16 protein-coding genes are annotated in these 18,202 nt (G+C 45.6%); 1 reads left to right on the forward strand and 15 read right to left on the reverse strand.

What is annotated here, in order from left to right; genetic code table 11:
* Window positions 1-11 precede the first annotated feature (11 nt).
* The 7 genes from B6K08_RS11285 to B6K08_RS11315 all read right to left on the reverse strand — a co-directional run bounded on the left by B6K08_RS11285 (window position 12) and on the right by B6K08_RS11315 (window position 8,025).
* Window positions 12-1,565 carry a sugar ABC transporter ATP-binding protein gene (locus B6K08_RS11285; protein ID WP_039205584.1) on the reverse strand — a complete coding sequence of 518 codons (1,554 nt, stop codon included), beginning with the start codon at window positions 1,563-1,565 and terminating at the stop codon, window positions 12-14.
* Between the two features lie 15 nt (window positions 1,566-1,580).
* Window positions 1,581-2,222, reverse strand: a complete 642-nt coding sequence (locus B6K08_RS11290) for a DUF2291 domain-containing protein (protein ID WP_039205585.1) — start codon at window positions 2,220-2,222, stop codon at window positions 1,581-1,583.
* Window positions 2,223-2,312: 90 nt separating this feature from the next.
* Window positions 2,313-3,308: a D-ribose ABC transporter substrate-binding protein gene (locus B6K08_RS11295; protein ID WP_039205586.1), complete on the reverse strand. Its 996-nt coding sequence runs from the start codon at window positions 3,306-3,308 to the stop codon at window positions 2,313-2,315.
* A gap of 82 nt (window positions 3,309-3,390) precedes the next feature.
* A complete protein-coding gene (glpK, locus tag B6K08_RS11300) occupies window positions 3,391-4,875 on the reverse strand; it encodes a glycerol kinase GlpK (RefSeq protein WP_039205588.1) in 1,485 nt (494 codons plus the stop codon).
* A 1-nt stretch (window position 4,876) separates the two neighbouring features.
* Window positions 4,877-5,806, reverse strand: coding sequence for a transketolase family protein (locus tag B6K08_RS11305; protein ID WP_039205589.1), 930 nt, complete (start codon window positions 5,804-5,806; stop codon window positions 4,877-4,879).
* Entirely contained in the window at window positions 5,803-6,621 is an 819-nt protein-coding gene (locus B6K08_RS11310; protein ID WP_039205591.1) for a transketolase, read from the reverse strand. Before B6K08_RS11310 ends, B6K08_RS11305 begins: the two co-directional genes overlap by 4 nt.
* Window positions 6,622-6,624: 3 nt before the next feature.
* Window positions 6,625-8,025: an L-fucose/L-arabinose isomerase family protein gene (locus B6K08_RS11315; RefSeq protein ID WP_039205593.1), complete on the reverse strand. Its 1,401-nt coding sequence runs from the start codon at window positions 8,023-8,025 to the stop codon at window positions 6,625-6,627.
* 396 nt (window positions 8,026-8,421) lie between these two features.
* Between B6K08_RS11315 and B6K08_RS11320 the strand changes: the two genes are divergently transcribed.
* Window positions 8,422-10,179 carry an Rqc2 family fibronectin-binding protein gene (locus tag B6K08_RS11320; RefSeq protein WP_039205594.1) on the forward strand — a complete coding sequence of 586 codons (1,758 nt, stop codon included), beginning with the start codon at window positions 8,422-8,424 and terminating at the stop codon, window positions 10,177-10,179.
* A 106-nt stretch (window positions 10,180-10,285) separates the two neighbouring features.
* Here the strand turns inward: B6K08_RS11320 and B6K08_RS11325 are convergent, their stop codons facing one another.
* The 8 genes from B6K08_RS11325 to B6K08_RS11360 all read right to left on the reverse strand — a co-directional run bounded on the left by B6K08_RS11325 (window position 10,286) and on the right by B6K08_RS11360 (window position 18,125).
* Complete coding sequence (locus tag B6K08_RS11325; RefSeq protein ID WP_268761950.1) at window positions 10,286-11,956, reverse strand: DUF3329 domain-containing protein; 1,671 nt, start codon at window positions 11,954-11,956, stop codon at window positions 10,286-10,288.
* Window positions 11,957-11,969: 13 nt separating this feature from the next.
* Window positions 11,970-12,947 carry a glycosyltransferase family 2 protein gene (locus tag B6K08_RS11330; RefSeq protein ID WP_039205596.1) on the reverse strand — a complete coding sequence of 326 codons (978 nt, stop codon included), beginning with the start codon at window positions 12,945-12,947 and terminating at the stop codon, window positions 11,970-11,972.
* 16 nt (window positions 12,948-12,963) lie between these two features.
* Window positions 12,964-13,815, reverse strand: a complete 852-nt coding sequence (locus B6K08_RS11335; protein WP_039205597.1) for a ChbG/HpnK family deacetylase — start codon at window positions 13,813-13,815, stop codon at window positions 12,964-12,966.
* A gap of 141 nt (window positions 13,816-13,956) precedes the next feature.
* Window positions 13,957-15,273 (reverse strand): replication-associated recombination protein A, encoded by a 1,317-nt coding sequence (locus B6K08_RS11340; protein WP_039205628.1) that lies wholly within the window; start codon window positions 15,271-15,273, stop codon window positions 13,957-13,959.
* Window positions 15,274-15,294: 21 nt separating this feature from the next.
* Entirely contained in the window at window positions 15,295-15,753 is a 459-nt protein-coding gene (gene dut / locus B6K08_RS11345; protein WP_039205599.1) for a dUTP diphosphatase, read from the reverse strand.
* An 11-nt stretch (window positions 15,754-15,764) separates the two neighbouring features.
* Window positions 15,765-16,004: an RNA chaperone Hfq gene (hfq, locus tag B6K08_RS11350; RefSeq protein ID WP_027396119.1), complete on the reverse strand. Its 240-nt coding sequence runs from the start codon at window positions 16,002-16,004 to the stop codon at window positions 15,765-15,767.
* 14 nt (window positions 16,005-16,018) lie between these two features.
* Window positions 16,019-16,948, reverse strand: coding sequence for a tRNA (adenosine(37)-N6)-dimethylallyltransferase MiaA (gene miaA, locus B6K08_RS11355; protein ID WP_039205603.1), 930 nt, complete (start codon window positions 16,946-16,948; stop codon window positions 16,019-16,021).
* Between the two features lie 139 nt (window positions 16,949-17,087).
* Entirely contained in the window at window positions 17,088-18,125 is a 1,038-nt protein-coding gene (locus B6K08_RS11360; protein WP_039205606.1) for an aspartate-semialdehyde dehydrogenase, read from the reverse strand.
* Between the last annotated feature and the right edge of the window lie 77 nt (window positions 18,126-18,202).

Genomic DNA, 18,202 nt, shown 5'->3' on the forward strand with positions numbered 1-18,202 from the left:
TCCACCCTTCTTTAATTCTTCTTCCCAGAGTTATGCCCCTCATAGGAAGCCATAACCAGTCTGTCCTCAGTGATTTCATCTCCTGCAAGCTCTGCAGTCTTGATACCGTTGGAGAGGACAATGATGCGGTCTGCAATGGATTTGATCTCCTCCAGCTCAGAGGAAACAACCAGCAGTGAAAGACCTGCATCAGCGAAATGATTCATTATTTCAAATACATCGGTCTTGGCACCGATATCGATACCACGGGATGGCTCATCCAGAAGAAGAATCTTTGGATTAGTCATGATACCCTTACCAATAACTACCTTCTGCTGGTTACCACCAGACAGGGAAAGGATTGGCAGGCGCTTATCAGCAACCTTAATGTGGATTTCATCGATAATCTCGTCAATGTTGGCCTCTTCCTCTTTACTCTTGAGGAAAATGCCCTTGGCATAATTTTTCAAGCTGGACAAGGACAGATTCTTACCAATATCCATGGTCTGAACCAGACCTTCACGCTGTCTGTCCTCTGGGATAAGAGCAAAGCCGCGGTCAATCTGCTCGGTGATACTCTTGATATTCAAGGTTTCACCGTTAAGGATAACCTCACCGGTGTGCTCTGGACGAAGGCCCATAATGCACTCAAATATCTCAGTACGGCCGGCACCCATAAGTCCGTAAATACCAAGGATTTCGCCCTTCTTAAGCTGGAAGCTGACCTTATCAAGGAGCCAGCCGCCGCCCTTCTTAGGCAGTGACAAATCCTTAACCTCCAGAACTGTTTCTCTGGCGGACCAATCAATATTGCCAGCACGCTTAGGGTAGCTCTTGCCTTTACCAACCATCTTCTGTACGATCCAGGAAATATCAATATCCTCAACGGCTGCGCTGTCTACCAGCTTACCATCACGGAGAACGGTTACATAGTCACCGATCTGCATGATTTCTTCCAGACGATGGGAGATATAAACGATGGAAATACCTTCGGCTGTCAGCTCACGCATAATCTTGAAAAGTACCTGTACCTCCTGCTCACTAAGAGAGGAGGTAGGCTCGTCCATAATCAAAATCTTCAGATCATCCTGGATCAGATTACGGGCAATCTCGATCATCTGCTGCTGACCTACACGCAGGTCACCTACGATAGTATGAGGATCAAGCGGATGCTGGAGCTTTTCCATTATCCGTTTTGTTTCCTTAATGTGATATTCATTATCCAGACCAACAGTGCCCTTTTTGCGCTCCTTGGCCATGAAAATATTCTGATATACCGCAAGGTTAGGGAACAGATTCAGCTCCTGATGAATAATGCCGATACCATGCTCTCTGGCCTCAGTTACATCATCAAAATGAACCTTCTCCTCACCCATGAACAGCTCGCCTTCAGACTCTTGCTCAATTCCGGCTATGATTTTCATAAGGGTGGATTTACCAGCACCATTCTCGCCAATAAGTACATTTACCTTGCCCTTGTACACATTGAAGGAAACCTCATCCAAGGCTTTGGTACCAGGATAAATCTTGCTGATTTTTTCAGCGTGAAGGCAAACATCAGGCCCATTTGTTATATTGACTGCCATTTGCAGTTGCCTCCTTTACTTAACAATTAATTCTGCTGGGGTAACGAGAATTTCATCTGGCTTATCAACAGTGAATGCACCAGTGAATTCGATGTTCTTGCCCTTAAGCTCAGTAACCTTTGCAGGGGCAATTACATCCTTTGCCACAACATCATGGATGCTCTGGGATATCTTAGCCCAATCTACCTGATTGGTGTAATCTTCATATTTAATAAAGCTGAGGCTGTCACGGATAGCTGCGCCCTTGAATACACTGCCGATCTGGATTTTAACCACCATAGGACCGTTGTATCCATCCAACTGAACAGTCATATAACCAGCTTTCTTTTCGGTGTTTACTTCAGTAACCTGTCCCTTGCCCTTTACAACAAAGCTCAGCTCACCGGAATCACCCATGGAATATTTGCCGTACTTGCTTGCTACGGACTTCAAAGTGCCATTTGCCTCAGTAAGAAGCTTTGGCAGCTCTACTGCCTTTTCCTTCAACTCTGGAACAGCCTGGGACTCCCAAATAGCCTCAACAGACTCAGCAGCGTTAAATGCCTTGTTGCCGGTAACTTCATCCTCATGACCGATCTGCACAACCTTTACGCAGCCAGTAAGAGAAAATACCATTACCAGACAGATCATTAAAATTAAACTAATTCTCTTCTTCATAATTGTGTACTCCTCGTTTTCCAATTTTCTAAGGAAAGAGGGTGAACCGCCTATTGTCCACCCTCACCTTTGCTCTTTATACCTTAAGAATTACTCTTTGTATACGAAAGCCTTGAGCTTGTCAACATTCTTTGCAGTGATAGCAATGCAGTCTACAAGCTGCTTCTCATCGAGGCCAGTGGAACCAGTCTTCAGATACTTATCAGCCTGCTCAACTGCCATTTCAGCAATCTTTGCAGCCTGCTGCAGTGCAGTACCGGTCATATCGCCAGCCTTGATTGCAGCAGCAGCCTCGTCAGAACCGTCAACGCCGATGATAGCGATCTTGCCCTGGAGACCTGCGTTCTTAACAGCAGCTACAGCACCAACAGCCATGGTGTCGTTACCGCAGATGATACCCTTAATGTTAGGGTTGGACTGGAGAATGGTCTCAGTCTTCTGGAAGCCTTCAGTCTGCTCCCAGTTTGCAGTCTGCTGAGCAACCATCTTCATGTCTTTATACTGGTCAATAACTTCATGGAATGCCTTGGAACGAACACCTGCGTTAGTATCGGACTCCTTACCGAGTAACTCAGCATATTCGCCCTTCTCACCCATCTTCTCAACGAATGCTTCAGCAATAGCCTTTGCACCCTGATAGTTGTTTGCTACAATCTGGGAGATTGCAACACCGCTAGCATTGATCTCGCGGTCAATCAGGAAAGTAGGGATACCAGCCTCACGAGCCTTCTTTACAGCAGCTACAGTTGCATCAGCACCTGCGTTGTCGCAGATGATTGCTGCAGCCTTATCGGAAATTGCATTCTCGAACAGCTCAGACTGCTTAGTTGCGTCGTCATCATGAGATACCATCTTTACTTCATAACCAAGAGCCTTTGCCTTGGCAGCTGCTGCATCAGCCTCAGTCTTGAAGAATGGATTGGAATGAGATGGAGTGATGATATAAATAATATTGGAGCCGCCTCCCTTAAGAGCAGCCTTATCCCCTCCATCAGCAGCTTTCTTGTCTGCACCGCAGCCGGCAATCAGCATCATCATCATGCAGAGAGATGCTACTAATGCCAAAACTTTCTTGAACTTACCCATCTTGTTTTTTTCCTCCTTTAAGATATAATTGGAAAACGTTTATGATTTATCAGGTTTAGGCTCCCTGCTAAATCCAATAATGTTATGTACGAGCCAATGTTCTCCTTATTGAACTCTCCCAACCCGATTTCAGTTGGTCTCTACGGTCCTGACTCATACCCGACACATAACTAATTCGAGATATTCCGTCAAAAACCTTCTTATTTTCATAAATTCCTACAGATATTCCCGCCGCATAGGCTGCTCCCATGGCAGAAAGCTCCTCAGAATCTGGAACCTCCACCGGCCTATCAAGGATATCAGCCTGGAATTGCATCAGATAATCATTTCGGGTAGGACCTCCATCAACACGAAGTCCCTTCAATGTCTTACCCGATTCTTCCTCCATAAGGGTGGCTATATCGGAAATCTGATAAGCTATGGAATCCACCACAGCCCTTACCAGCTCTGCTTTCCCTGTTACACGGGTAATGCCCGTAAACAGGCCCGTGGCCTCGCTGTCCCAATAAGGGGCTCCCAGGCCGGAAAAAGCCGGAACGAAATATGTTTTATCCACTGGATTTGCCTTCTTGGCCAAAGCCGCTGTTTCCGCCGCACTTTCGATAAGCTCAACATTATCCTTGAGCCATGTAATGGAGGCTCCAGTATAATTGATATTACCTTCAAGCACATACTCCGGCTTGCCATCAAGGCTCCAGGCCAGGGAAGTAACCAGTCCCTTTTGACTGCTTATTGGCTTTTCACCAATATTCATCATTACAGAGGAACCAGTACCATAGGTGGCCTTAATCATGCCTGGCAAATGGCATCCTTGTCCATATAAGGCCGCATGGGAATCACCAAATACGCCGTGAATTGGCACCGCCGTTTCAAAAAGTCCCCCGAAATCCGTGGTTCCATATAAAGCATTGGAATCACAAACCTCAGGCAACGCCGAAGCCTTAATCCCAAAGGCATTACATATTTCCTCATCCCATTTTAAACTGTTAATGTTGAACAGCTCCGTACGGGAAGCATTGGAAAAATCTGTTTTGTGCATCTTACCGCCAGTCAGCTTGTACACCAGCCAGCTGTCCATGGTTCCCACTGCCAATTTATCCTCATCCATTAAGGATTTTGCCTCGCCTACATTTTCTATAATCCAGGCCAGCTTGGCCGCCGAAAAATATGGGGATAAGGCAAGACCCGTATGGGCCTTAACCTTTTCACCAAAGCCATCCTTATCCAGTCGCTGGCAGATAGCAGCACCTCTGGCACACTGCCACACGATGGCGTTGTACACCGGTTTACCGCTTTCCTTATTCCAGGCCACGGAGGTTTCCCGCTGATTACTGATACCAACAGCAGCGATATCCTTGCTGTCCACCTTGGTTTCGGTCAACAGCTCTTTGGTAACCTCCAAAAGATTTTTCCATATTTCTTCAGGATCATGCTCTACCCAGCCCCGTTCATCTACTATCTGACGATGGCCCTTGTCCACACGGCATACAGCCTTGCCCTTCTCATCAAAGAGCAGAACCTTGGTGCCCTGGGTACTCTGATCTATTCCTAAAATGTATTTGGCCATATCACAGCTGCTCCGTTACTGTTTTAACAATACCTTCTGCATCAAGGCCATAATACTTAAATATTTCTCTTGATTTACCAGTTACCACCGGGGCATCCGGCAAAGTCAGATTTATAACCTTAACAGGAGCATTGGCTGCAGTAATCTGTGCCACCATGGAACCCATGCCACCATACATGGTGTGCTCCTCCACAGTAACTATCAGCTTGGTTTCCTTGGCAGCCTTGATAATTGCCTCCTTATCTATTGGCTTTACGCAGTACATATCAAGAACTCTCACGGAAATGCCCTTGCCTGCCAACTCCTCAGCTGCAGCCTTGGCATCCCCCACCAGTTCACCGCAGGCTATAATGGTAACATCTGTACCGTCCTTGACCAGGGTAGCCTTATCCAGTTCAAAAGGAACATTGCCTTCTTCGTATACATCCTCAACAGCATTACGGCCAATGCGGATGTATGCAGGCTTTTCATCCTTCAATACGCTTCTTATCAAAGCCTCAGTCTGGAAGCGGTCGCTTGGAAGATATACACGCATATTAGGCATGGAGCCCATAGTTGCAATATCAGTTGCGGAATGATGGGTCATTCCCAACGCTCCGTAGCTTACGCCGCCACTGATGCCAATCAGCTTAACATTGGTATTGGAATAAGCCACATCCACCTTGGCCTGTTCCATACTTCTTGTAGAAAGGAAGCTGGCTGGCGATACAGCAAAAGGCTTCTTGCCACATGCCGCCAAGCCAGCTGAGATGCCCACCAGATTCTGCTCGGCAATACCTACTTCCACGAACTGCTCCGGACGCTGCTCAGCGTAGGATTTCATTCCTGCAGAGCCTCTGGAGTCACTGCACAGAACAATAATATCCTTATCCTTTGCAGATTCTTCCAAAAGAACATCATTAATAACCTGCTTATTAGCTATCTTGTTCATAACTGGGCCCTCCTTTCATCAAGCTCCTTAAGGGCCTGCTGATATTCAGCCTCAGTAGGAACCTTGTGATGCCATGCTGCCTTGTTTTCAATGAAGGAAACGCCACAGCCCTTTGTGGTGTTGGCAATAATAACCGTAGGCTTGCCCTTGGTCTTTTTTGCCTCCTCCACTGCATCGTCAATTGCTTCCATATTGTTACCAGGAATGGAAATTACATTCCAGCCAAATGCGGCCCAACGCTCCTCCTGATCATCTGCGGTCATAACTTCCTCGGTAGTGCCGGAGATCTGAAGTCTGTTGCGGTCAACAAAGGCAGTCAGATTATCCAGTCCGTAGTGCGCACCGGCAGTAACAGCCTCCCAGTTGGAGCCCTCTGCCATTTCACCATCGCCCATTACGGCATAAACACGATAATCACGCTTGTCCATCTTGCCGGCCAAAGCCATTCCCACAGCCACGGACAATCCGTGTCCCAGAGAACCAGTATTCATTTCAACACCGTTAATCTTGTTGTTTGGATGGCCAATATACTTTGACAGATACTTGGAATAAGTATCAAAAAGCTCCTTCTTGTCGAAGAATCCCCTGTCAGCCAGTACACAGTAAAGGGCCTCCACAGAATGTCCTTTGCTCAGAACAAAACGGTCCCTGTTTGGATCGTCCATCTTGTCCGGAGCCACATTCATCTGCTTATAGTACAGGTCTACCAAAATGTCAGTAACACTAAGGTCGCCACCAATATGGCCGCATCCTGCGCTATAAATCAGCTCGATAATATCCTTGCGGATATCCAAAGCCTTTGCTTCAAGATTCATAGCTTACTCACCTCTCAAATACGCCTTAACCTCTTCCTCTATTGGGTCGTAAAGATCCGGCTTTACCCCAATATATTTACATGCCTCGTAAAGTACAGGCACAACATTCTTGTGAATACCTACGCAATGGTGGATATATGGTCCTTCAACCACTTTAGCCTCCAAGCGTTTAATGTTTTCAACCTCAATCCAGAGATAAGTTCCCATGCAGCGTGGCCCCTCAACGCCCTTGGCATTGCCAAGAAGCATGGAGTATTCGCCGTTGTCGCCGTCGAAGCGGCAAAGTGTAACATCACCATGACGCGCCTCAGCAGTAAGGGAACCCGGATGGTCAAATGCTAATGGATATGTGAGCTGAGCTTTTTCCTTGGCAATGGAAATTGGCCAAGGGCCACAATGCTGTAAAAGCTCGCCATTTTCAATATCAGGATGACGGATAGTCCAGTCAGCGAAGAAGGAACGGGTCTCACCCATGCCAGCTGCCTCCACCAGAAGTGCGGTAATGGCACCATGGATATCAGTTTCGCAAACTACAGGAATACCCTCATCATTCAACAGTGCATTGGCTGCACATGGCATAATGCCCAGCTCAGACTGGAGAGCGTTCCAGCACTGAATTGCTGCTGCATTACAGCCGTATTTCTTAATAAGGTTGGACATACCCACCTTGAGAGCTGCCACATTCTCAAGCTCATCGTCCTTAACCTTGATTTCCATTTTCTCACGGCAGTAAGCTACTACCTTCTGAACCTCTGTGCCCTCTTCCTTGGCAGCCTTCACGGCATCCATCAGTTCAGGCATTGGGATTGGAGAAAGCTGAATATTGAACTTCTCCAAAAGCTCGCCCTCGTTGCACATGGTGGTCCAGAAATCATATGGACGCGGTGCAATCTGGAGAATACGGATATGTCTAAAGGTCTTTACTATATTACATACTGCCAGGAAATCTCTGATGCCCCGCTCAAAAACAGGATCACTGAGGCGGCAGTTGGTCATATAAGTAAATGGCACCTGAAAACGACGGAGCACCTTGCCTGTTGCAAACAAACCGCACTGGGTATCACGAAGTCTTACGCCGTTTGGCTCAGGACGCTCATCAAGAGGTCCCCAAAGAAGAACCGGTACCCCCATGTCCTTGGCAAGACGTGCACATAAATACTCAGTACCAAAATTGCAATGAGGCAAAAATAGTCCGTCGATCTTTTCTTTCTTAAATTTCTCTACAATCTTTAAGCGATCGTTCTCATCGTAGAGAAGCCCCTCCTCGTTAATATCATCAATATCAACGAATTCAACGCCCAACTCCTCAAGGCGCTGACGGGTTAATCCACGATACTTAACTGCATCTGGAGCACTGAAGATACTGCGTCTGGTAGGCGCGTAGCCCAACTTGATTTTAACCATGTCATTTCCCCCTAAATAAAATAACACATCATTTATAATATAAAATTTTAGTTTTCACCTTATGGGTATCTTCCTAACCCTGTACAACGATCTCTTTTATTACATTCTCATTATAGCATTGAGTATATAAATTTTTCAATAAAATTTTAGTAAATTACGCATGATTTTTTATTATTTACCCGCTTTTTGGGTATGTATTGGGTATGTTTTACTTGTTTTCAGTATCAATCAATAGGTAAACGTTAAATGGTTTTATTCGTCTACAATTTTGATGTAAAAATTTCTTTTAAAATTTTATATATATTTTAGTATATTTTTATTGATTAATGCCCCCCATTTGACCATGCTAGGCTGAGATGATATTCTTTACTTAGTTTTCTATGGAGGTATTCTCGTATGAGTTTAGATGGTATTTCAATGCATCCACTGGCTATCGAGTTGGACAGGGCCATTACAGGCGGACGCATAGACAAGATAAATCAACCAAATAAGCAGTCTGTAATTCTTTCCGTTAGACAGCCAGGCAAAAATTATTTGGTTCATATTTCAATAAATCCCCAGAACCCTGCGGTTCATATTATCGAAAAGGCACCAGATAATCCACCGGAGCCACCTATGTTCTGCATGGTTCTCCGCAAGCATATAGAAACCGCCCGTATAGCCCGGGTATATCAGCATAGTCTTGACCGTATCATCATACTGGACATGGATGTGCTGGCTGCCGGGGGACAAATCGTTACAAAATCCCTGGTGGTTGAGCTTATGGGCAAGTACAGCAACATTATTCTGGTGCAGGATGAGAACATCATTGATGTACTGCGCAGAGTTGGAGCCAACTCCAGCCGCATCAGAACGGTTTTGCCGGGAGACCCATATATTCTGCCACCAATACAGAATAAAATGGATATTTTAGAGTGTTCTATGGATGATGTGGTTGCATCCATTAAATCCAAGGGGGAACTGAAGCTCAGCAAGGCTATTCTCGACACCTGCCTTGGCTTTGGCCCTGTTACAGCAAAGGAAGCCGCCTATTTGGCAGGACTTCCCCACAACCAATTGGTAAGCGAGCTGGATGATAGTGATTTTTCTTCCCTAAAAAGTGCTTTGGCGGAAATTAGTGTTGCCTTCAAGGAGCCCTGTGGTGAAGCCTGTCTTGTGGTGGACGCCAATCAGAAGCTGTTGGCCACTGCCTCCTTCCCGCTGCACTACTACATTAACGACACAGTTGTAAAATTTCCAACTATAAGTGAAATGCTGGCCAAGGCCTCCAGTATTGCCGGCAGCTTCCAGCTACCAGATCGGGACCGTTTCAAAAAACTCATAAAAAATGAGCTGAGCCGTGCCCAGCACAAGGTAGATAAGCTGAAGGACGATATTGCCGCTGCAGACAATGCTGAGGAATACCGCATAAAGGCAGATAACCTTATGACATATCAGTATCAGCTGAAGGACCGGGAGGATGCCACAGTTACGGTTACGAACATATACAGCGAATCCGGAGAAAGCATCTCCATCGCCATGGATCAGCGTCTTTCCGTCAGTGAAAATGTTCAGGCCTATTACAAAAAATACGATAAGCTGAAGCGAGGCAAGGAGCTTTTGGAAAAGCAGCTGGAAAAATGTCTTGATGATATCAAGTATCTGGCTTCAATTGAAACCTCCCTTGAGGCATCCACTTCCCTTGCAGAGATAAATGATATAAAAACAGAGCTTATCACCAATAACATCTTAAGGGAAAATCTAAAGAAGCATGCCTCTGTGAAGCAGTCCCAGCCATTTAAATTTACAGCCCCTGACGGTACCACTATCCTGGTGGGCAAGAACAATTACCAGAATGACCGTCTTACCTTCAAGGTAAGCAATCCAGGAGACATTTGGCTCCACACTCAAGAGATTCCAGGCTCCCATGTAATTATCCGCTGTGACGGGGATGAGCCATCTGAGGATACACTGCTGCTGGCCTCCTATCTGGCAGTTCATTTTTCCCAGGCGGCCAATTCTTCAAAGGTGCCGGTGGACTACACCCGTTGCCGTTTTGTAAAGAAGCCTGCTGGGGCAAAGCCTGGCTTTGTAATTTTTACCAACCAAAACACCCTGTATGTAACCCCAGAGGATGAGGTTCTTACTCCAATTCTTCTGCAGGCAAAAGAATAACGTAAAAAACATATTCTCAATGCTAAAAAGGACAGCCGATTCATCAATGATGATGAATCAACTGTCCTTTTAAAATACCGTTAATGCCTAAATTATGAAAGCGGCCTTATTTCTTTTCGTCCTTTAAGACCTTAATATCTTCAATACCATAGAACATGCACAGCCCATGCTTGGTCACGCCGTTATCAAAATCCACAAAGAACACATGACGCAGTGCTCTGTTTGTCATCTTGATAGGCTCCATGTAGGCAATAGCCTCACCATTGGCAGCAGTTTCTTCCACAATGGCAATACGGGCCTCATGCTCCTGCTGCATGGTGTACATCACCATGGTTGCCGCAGAAATTGTGAACAGGCCTATACCAAAGGCACCGGCGTACAGGAGCTTTGCAGTATATTTTTCATAATACTGACGAATAACAGGCTCCCTGAATACCGCAATGGCCGCAATAATAATCATAACCACGGAGCTGAAGGTTGCTCTGGCCGGGAAGGTTGGTGCCGCCATCATTACCATATTATTTAACAATGCCAGTACCAGCATTACTCCTGCATACCTTACAGATTCATAGGCATCCCAGATTTCTTTTGCCTTAACATTTGCAGTAAGGAGCTTAATATTCTCCTTGGAAAGCCCCAGTTTCTTCTTGGCAATGGCATAAATAAAGAAAATGATAAACCAGTAAATGGCCATTTCCTCAAAACCACGGAAGATGTTATTCACCTTATCCACTACCCCCGGATCTGTAAGTCCCGCAGGAACCATTACCAGAGAATAGAGCACATCCCTTATGGCCCAAGCCACAAAGCTGCCATTGAAATAAGAAATAACCAAAAGCACAATGAGTCCCAGAAGAATCCACTGGCCCACAGTTACCTTGCTGTCAACGGCTTTCAGGGTAACCCCCTTCTTTTCCGCCAACACTATTTTAAAAATTCTCCAGGCAATAAGGAGAGCCAATATAATAGGCAAAATGTAGAGCACCATTTCACCATTGCCGGCAAACTGATTGCCTATATGGGTGAGAATGCCTTTGCCCTTTCCCTGATCATCATAACGGACAAAATTTCCTGGAGCTGCCACCAAGCCGATCAGTCCAATCAAGGCACCAAAGCAGCCAGCAGGCATCCAACAAAGGAGATTATGCTTTTTGTGGAAGCACCAGCTTATAAGAGCAGTGACACCCACCACAGTAACCGCCAGATTTTCCACTGACCAACCGGCAATCACTCCCAGCAAAAGCATAGGAACTAACATCCAGCCTTTAAGTACAGACTCTCCCTTTTTTAATGAGAGATTATACGGAAGCAAGAACAGGGCCACTGGTACTGCAGACCACAAATACACTGTGGAACCACTTTTCCAGATTGCCACCTCGCCGAAATGTGGGAAGGACAACCACGCCAAAAGGCTGGCAATGGCCACCATAATCGGCTCCCCGGAGAGCTTGATTTCACGGCGGGCATGGAAATATATCAGCACCACCAAAGCCACAAACATCAAGGCATTGGCAATATCAAACCAGATTTTCCCCAGCCACAGGAACAAATCAAGACAAAATACAGTAAACATACGGCCCCCGTGCAGCATATAATGCACATAGCAGGAGCGGAGCACATCATTAAAATTTACGATATGTTCAGCCGTGGTATAAATCATTGAATAATCATAATCATCACGATGGAGAGGCATCAATATATTAAGCATCAGCATCAGTAAAAACAGCCCTGCCAATATTAAGCCAACCTGCCAAATATTATTTTTATCCTGAGACAAAACCTTACACTCCTTAACTTTTAGTTACCTCCGGCTTTTTTACCGGACTATCATATATAACCTTAATCCCGTTATATTCATCCACCAAATACGCCGGACGATGCTTGCTCTCAGTAAATACTCTGCCCAGATATTCACCAATGATTCCCAAGGACAGAAGCTGCACGCCCCCTAAAAACAGCATTACAGTTATCAAGGTGGGATATCCTGCCACCGGGTCACCATAGCACAGAGCGTTAAACAGCACAAAGCACATATACCCCAACGCCAAAACGGAAACCCCCATACCCAGCATGGTTGTCATTCTCAGAGGTGCTGTAGTAAAGGAAGTTATACCCTCTATGGCTAAATTGCACAATGACAGATAGTTCCAGGTGGTTTTGCCATAGGCTCTTGGTTGAACATGGAAAGGGATTTCCTTTTTTCTATAGCCCACCCAAGTGTACATTCCCTTGGTAAACCGCTGATTCTCACGCATAAGGCGCAAAGCTGCCACGCAACGCTTGTCCAAAAGGCGGAAATCTCCCACATCCCGCTGAAGCTTAATCTTTGAAACAGAGTCCATTCCCAAATAAAACAGATTAGCCGCCGTTCTTTTAAGCCACGCCTCATCATCACGGCCGGTACGCTTGGCACATACATCATCATAGCCCTTGCGCCACCAGTCAATCATTTCCGGGATGAGCTGTGGTGGATGCTGTAGATCCGCATCCATAATAATAACAGCGTCACCCTCTGCATAATCAAGTCCCGCCATCATGGCAGGCTCCTTGCCAAAGTTTCTGGAAAGGCCAATATAGGACACATCCTCATGGTCAGCCGCCAGTTCCCTGATTTTTAGCAAGGTATCATCGGTACTGCCATCATTTATAAAGAGATAACGAAACTCACAGTCCTTTATATCCTTTAAGACATCAGTTACCGCCGTATAAAATTGTTCCACGCCCTCCTGCTCATTATAGCAGGGAACTATGATTGTTATTTTATCCATAGGTTCCTTTGTCTCCTTAATTCTCTGTTCCCAGTGAACTAAAATTGGTTATTTCCACCTTCTGGGCTTTAATCAGCTCCATTACAGCAGGTGAAATCATGGCGCCAAATTCCGCCTCAAAATCATGGTCCCAGCCAGTATCAGGAATCAGCTGCTTATTATCAATACCCGGGTGCATCATTACCTCGGTGGTTCCAGGCTTCAGACTCTTAATCACTCCCAAAAGGTTATCCTCAGATACTGCTTCACCGGCCACAATACCGGCAAAATAATCAGGAAAAGCAATATTTCTGCTTTTTGCCTTGCCACCTGCTATCATGGCCAAGGTGCCCAGGCCAACGCGGCCAATAAGCTGTCCTATACCTCCAAACTCACCGCTGAAAAGAGGTGCCTTAGGTATACGGACTGCCCTAATGCCAGCTTCCTTAGCCAAATCCAAAACCACATTAATCACGCCGGGCAGTGTGTGCATGTGCTGGTGACTATCCACGTGAGTCAGATTAAGCCCCGTATTTTGCATCTTTCTCAACTGGGCACTTAGCTCTGCACGAACCTCCTGCATATTGACATGACCAGAAACCAGCTTCTTCACAAAAGCAGTATGGTCTTCTACAAATACCCCTTCCTCTGTTACCAGAGAAGGGATTTCAGATGGTGGCAATACCGGGTATCCATTTACCAAGGTAAAATGTATTCCCACTCCAAGCTGAGGATGGCTTTTACCTATTTCCACCGCGGAGTCAAAGGCTTTGGCTCCTGGCATCAAGGTGGCAGAACGCAAAATCCCCTTTTCCACAGCCTGCTCCACCGCTTTATTTATAAGCTCATGCCGACCAAAATCGTCAGCATTAACAATTAATCGTTTCAAAAATCTCAATCCAATCTAAAAAACTGTTTTTCACATCAATGTCTAACTAAAATATTATACCGCAGATAGCCCATTTTTTCCATTTTATGAATAATATTATCACATTCAAAAGGACGGCCCTCAGACCGCCCTATAAGCCTTTTATTTGTATCGTTCCGGCCAACAGGCCTTCAGATATTCACCGATTCTTCCTTCCCTGCCGTTAGCAGTGGGATGATAATATGTGGTTCCCTTAAGAGCATTAGGAAGATATTGCTGCTTCACAAAATGATATGGGAAATCATGGGCATATTTGTAATTAATACCATGCCCAAGCTTGGCTGCCCCCTTGTAATGTGCATCCCTAAGGTGTTCCGGCACTGGTCCACAGTTACGATGACGCACATCTGCCAAAGCAGCATCTATAGCCATATAGGCCGCATTGCTCTTAGGAGCTGAAGCCACATAGGTTACGGCCTCAGCCAAAGGAATCCGGGCCTCCGGCATCCCCACAAACTGTACTGCCTGCACAGCCGCCATGGCTACTACCAGGGCGAAGGGATCCGCATTGCCCACATCCTCAGCGGCGCAAATAGCCACCCTGCGGGCAATAAAATTAAGGTCCTCTCCCGCTGCCAGCATTCTTGCCAAATAATGAATAGCCGCATCCGGATCACTGCCCCGCATACTCTTTATAAAGGCGGACACCGTGTCATAATGGTTATCTCCCTTTTTATCGTAAGTCTGGATTCTCTCCCCCAAAATAGTATGGAGAAGCTCAATATTAATTTCACTGCCATCATCAATCATGGCAGCTGCCTGTTCCAAAAGATTCAGTGCCATACGCCCATCCCCGCCTGATAACTGGGCAATGGCCTCCACAGACTCATCAGTAATGTTAAGGTTCCTGGAGCCAAGTCCCCGTTCCTTATCCTCCATGGCCTGCTTAAGCATACGCATCAAGTCCCTATCGGAAAGGGAACTAAGTCGTACGATTCTGACACGACTCAGCAGAGCATGATTAACCTCAAAAAATGGGTTCTCGGTGGTGGCTCCAATCAAAATAAGGCGTCCGTCCTCCACATAGGGAAGAAGCACATCCTGCTGACTCTTGTTAAATCGATGAATCTCGTCAACAAACACAATGGTTCGTTTCTGATAAAAGCGACGAGCTTCCGCCGCCTCATCCACGATTTTTCTGATATCCCCTATACCAGCAGATACAGCATTGAGCTTTTTGAAATTGCTGTTGGTAAGGGATGCCACCATTTGGGCCAGAGTAGTCTTTCCCGTTCCCGGTGGCCCATAAAGAATCATGGAAGGAAGCTGGTCCCTCTCAATCATTTTTCTCAGATACTTGCCCTTGCCTACGGCCTCCTCCTGACCTATAAACTCGTCAAAATTCCGGGGACGCATACGCTGGGCCAATGGCTCGTATTTTTTGCTGTCGTTTTTTTCTGCCGTAGCAAACAAATCCATACCTAAATCCATATCGTTCACTTACTTTCCCGTCGAACCAAAGCCACCTGTTCTTTCAGCCCCCACGCCGGCAGAATCACCATCTACTGTGAGATACTTATAAAAAATTCCCTGGGCTACTCTGGTTCCTTTGGCAATAAAAAAATTCTTTTCCCCATGATTAATGAGAGGCACCATAATATGCCCCTCATTTTCAGGATTGTTATAATAATCCGCGTCAATAATCCCCTGGCTGTTCACACAGGAAACAGAATTCTTGATGGAAATGCCGGAACGCACATGAATCCCCAGATACTCATCATTTTGCATATATGCTTTGAGGCCCGTAGGCACCAATACCACCTTATGGGGCACCAGAGTCACATTCTCAGCGGCCTCAATATCATAGCCGGCACTGGAGCCAGTTTTTCTGCCAGGCAATTTTATACCCTTGCCTTCATAGGCACTTACAATCTGAAAGCCTCTAATCTTATCTGTCATTTGTAAAAAACTCAGTCTTTCTTTTCATCAGTAATATTTTCCACAGGACGTCCCATAGTAATGGTAGAAATGGCATGCTTATATACCATCTGCTGTTTGCCCATGGAATCAATAATAACCGTAAAATTATCAAAGCCCTTTACAAAGCCTTTTATCTGAAAGCCATTCACCAAATGAATAGAAACCTGGATATTTTCCTTACGAACCTGATTTAAAATACTGTCCTGCAAATTAATAACCTTTGCTGTCATAAAAATTACCCCCATTATCCTTTAAAAAATCTAGCTATATTCCAGGAAACATTATCTACAAGTCCCCGTTCCCTATAGAGGGCCGGATGATACCAATGCACATAAGGCATTTTTCTATACCAGGTCAGCTGCCGTTTGGCAAAGTGTCTGGTTCCCTTTTTTATATCATCCACTGCCTGCTCCAGGGTGCCTGTTCCCCGAACATAATTAACCATTTCCTTGTAGCCAATACCACGCATGGACTGACTTTCAGGAGACACACCACTGTTTAGCAAATTACGGACTTCTTCTGCCAGTCCCTGCTGCAGCATCATGTGGACTCTTCTGTTTATTCTATCATAAAGCTCCGAACGGTGCCAAATCAGACCCGCCACATACACATCATAAACAAGGCCCTTTTCCTTTTGTGTGGAAATCTGCTCTCCTCCCAAATGATAGACCTCCAGAGCCCGCATAACCCTTCTTAAATTATTTACATGGATCCGTTCTGCCGCCTCTGGATTTATTTCCCGCAGCATATCGTGAAGGTACTGCTTTCCCTTTTCCTCTGACAGCTTCTCCAGCTTAAGCCTGTATTCATCATCTCCGGCAGTATCATTAAACTGATAGCCCTCCAGCAATGACTTTATGTAGAGTCCTGTCCCACCTGCCAAAATTGGCAGCTTTCCTCTGTTATTGAGGTCCGTAATAATGGGCTTTACTCTATCAATAAAATCAGCCACATTAAAGGATGCATCCGGTGGCAGTATATCTATCATGTGATGAACCACTCCATCCCGTTCCTTCTTATCCGGCTTGGCTGAACCAATATCAAAGCCCTTATATACCAGCTGGGAATCCCCGGATATAATTTCTGTATCAAATTGCTTTGCCAGCTCTATGGAAAGCCCTGTCTTGCCTGAGGCAGTAGGCCCCAAAACCACAATCAATCGTTCTCTCTTCATTCGATACACACACTCCAATGAGTATCAGCCATTTTTAAAATGTTTTGTGAATCCGAAAATGTTTCCCTCCGCGTTTAAAACAAAATGGCTGCTGCTCATAATGATACACCACAAGCAACAGCCACGCAATTATACATTTTTATTTCTTGATCATGTCATGCTCCATCATGTATTCCGCAATCTGGAGAGCATTCAGGGCTGCACCCTTGCGAATCTGGTCACCACATACCCAGAAGTTAAGACCATGGTCAATGGAATAATCCTTACGGATACGTCCAACCTCTACATCATCCTTGCCGGAGGTCTCAAGAGGCATAGGATATTCCTGCTCATCAGGGTTATCTCTCAGAATAACACCAGGGAACTTGGCAAGAACCTCACGGGCCTTCTCCACGGAAACCTCGTCCTCAAACTCAACATTTACGGACTCAGCATGGCTGCGATATACAGGAACGCGTATAGTGGTTGCAGTAATGCGCATATCCTGATCGTTCATAATTTTCTTGGTCTCGTCAATCATCTTCATCTCTTCCTTAGTGTAGAGATTTTCCTTGAAGACATCAATCTGAGGAATCAGATTAAAGGCAATCTGATAGTGCTTCTTAAGGGCTGCACCAGGGAGAATGTTGGCAACAACCTCCTTGCCATCATTAATATCCTTCACCTGCTGCTCCAGCTCAGCCATAGCTTCCTTGCCACCGCCGGAAACTGCCTGATAGGTGGAAACAACCACGCGCTTAATCTTGGAAACATCATAAAGAGGCTTTAAGGCCATTACCATAATAATGGTGGAACAATTAGGGTTGGCAATGATGCCCTTATGCCAGGAAATATCCTCTGGATTTACCTCTGGAACAATAAGAGGCACCTCAGGGTCCATACGGAAGGTACTGGAATTATCAATAACCACAGCACCAGCCTTGGCAGCAGCAGGACCAAGAGTCTTACTGATGGAGCCGCCTGCAAAAAGAGCAATATCCACGTCGTTAAAGGAATTTTCAGTGGCTTCCTCCACGGTGTACTCCTTGCCCATAAACTGGATTTTCTTGCCAGCAGAACGCTTGGAAGCAAGCAATTTAAGATTTGCAAATGGGAACTTGCGCTCCTCTATAAGATTCAGAAACTCCTGACCAACAGCACCGGTAGCACCAAGAATGGCAACATTATACTTCTTCATGTTTTGTCTCCCCTTTAAATGTAATATATCAATAAACAGTCAATAAATTATCAAAGCTTAGTCTATAAAACTCGTTC

Origin of the sequence: Anaerovibrio lipolyticus DSM 3074 (assembly GCF_900141865.1) — a bacterium.
GTDB classification, from domain to species: Bacteria; Bacillota; Negativicutes; order Selenomonadales; family Selenomonadaceae; genus Anaerovibrio; species Anaerovibrio lipolyticus.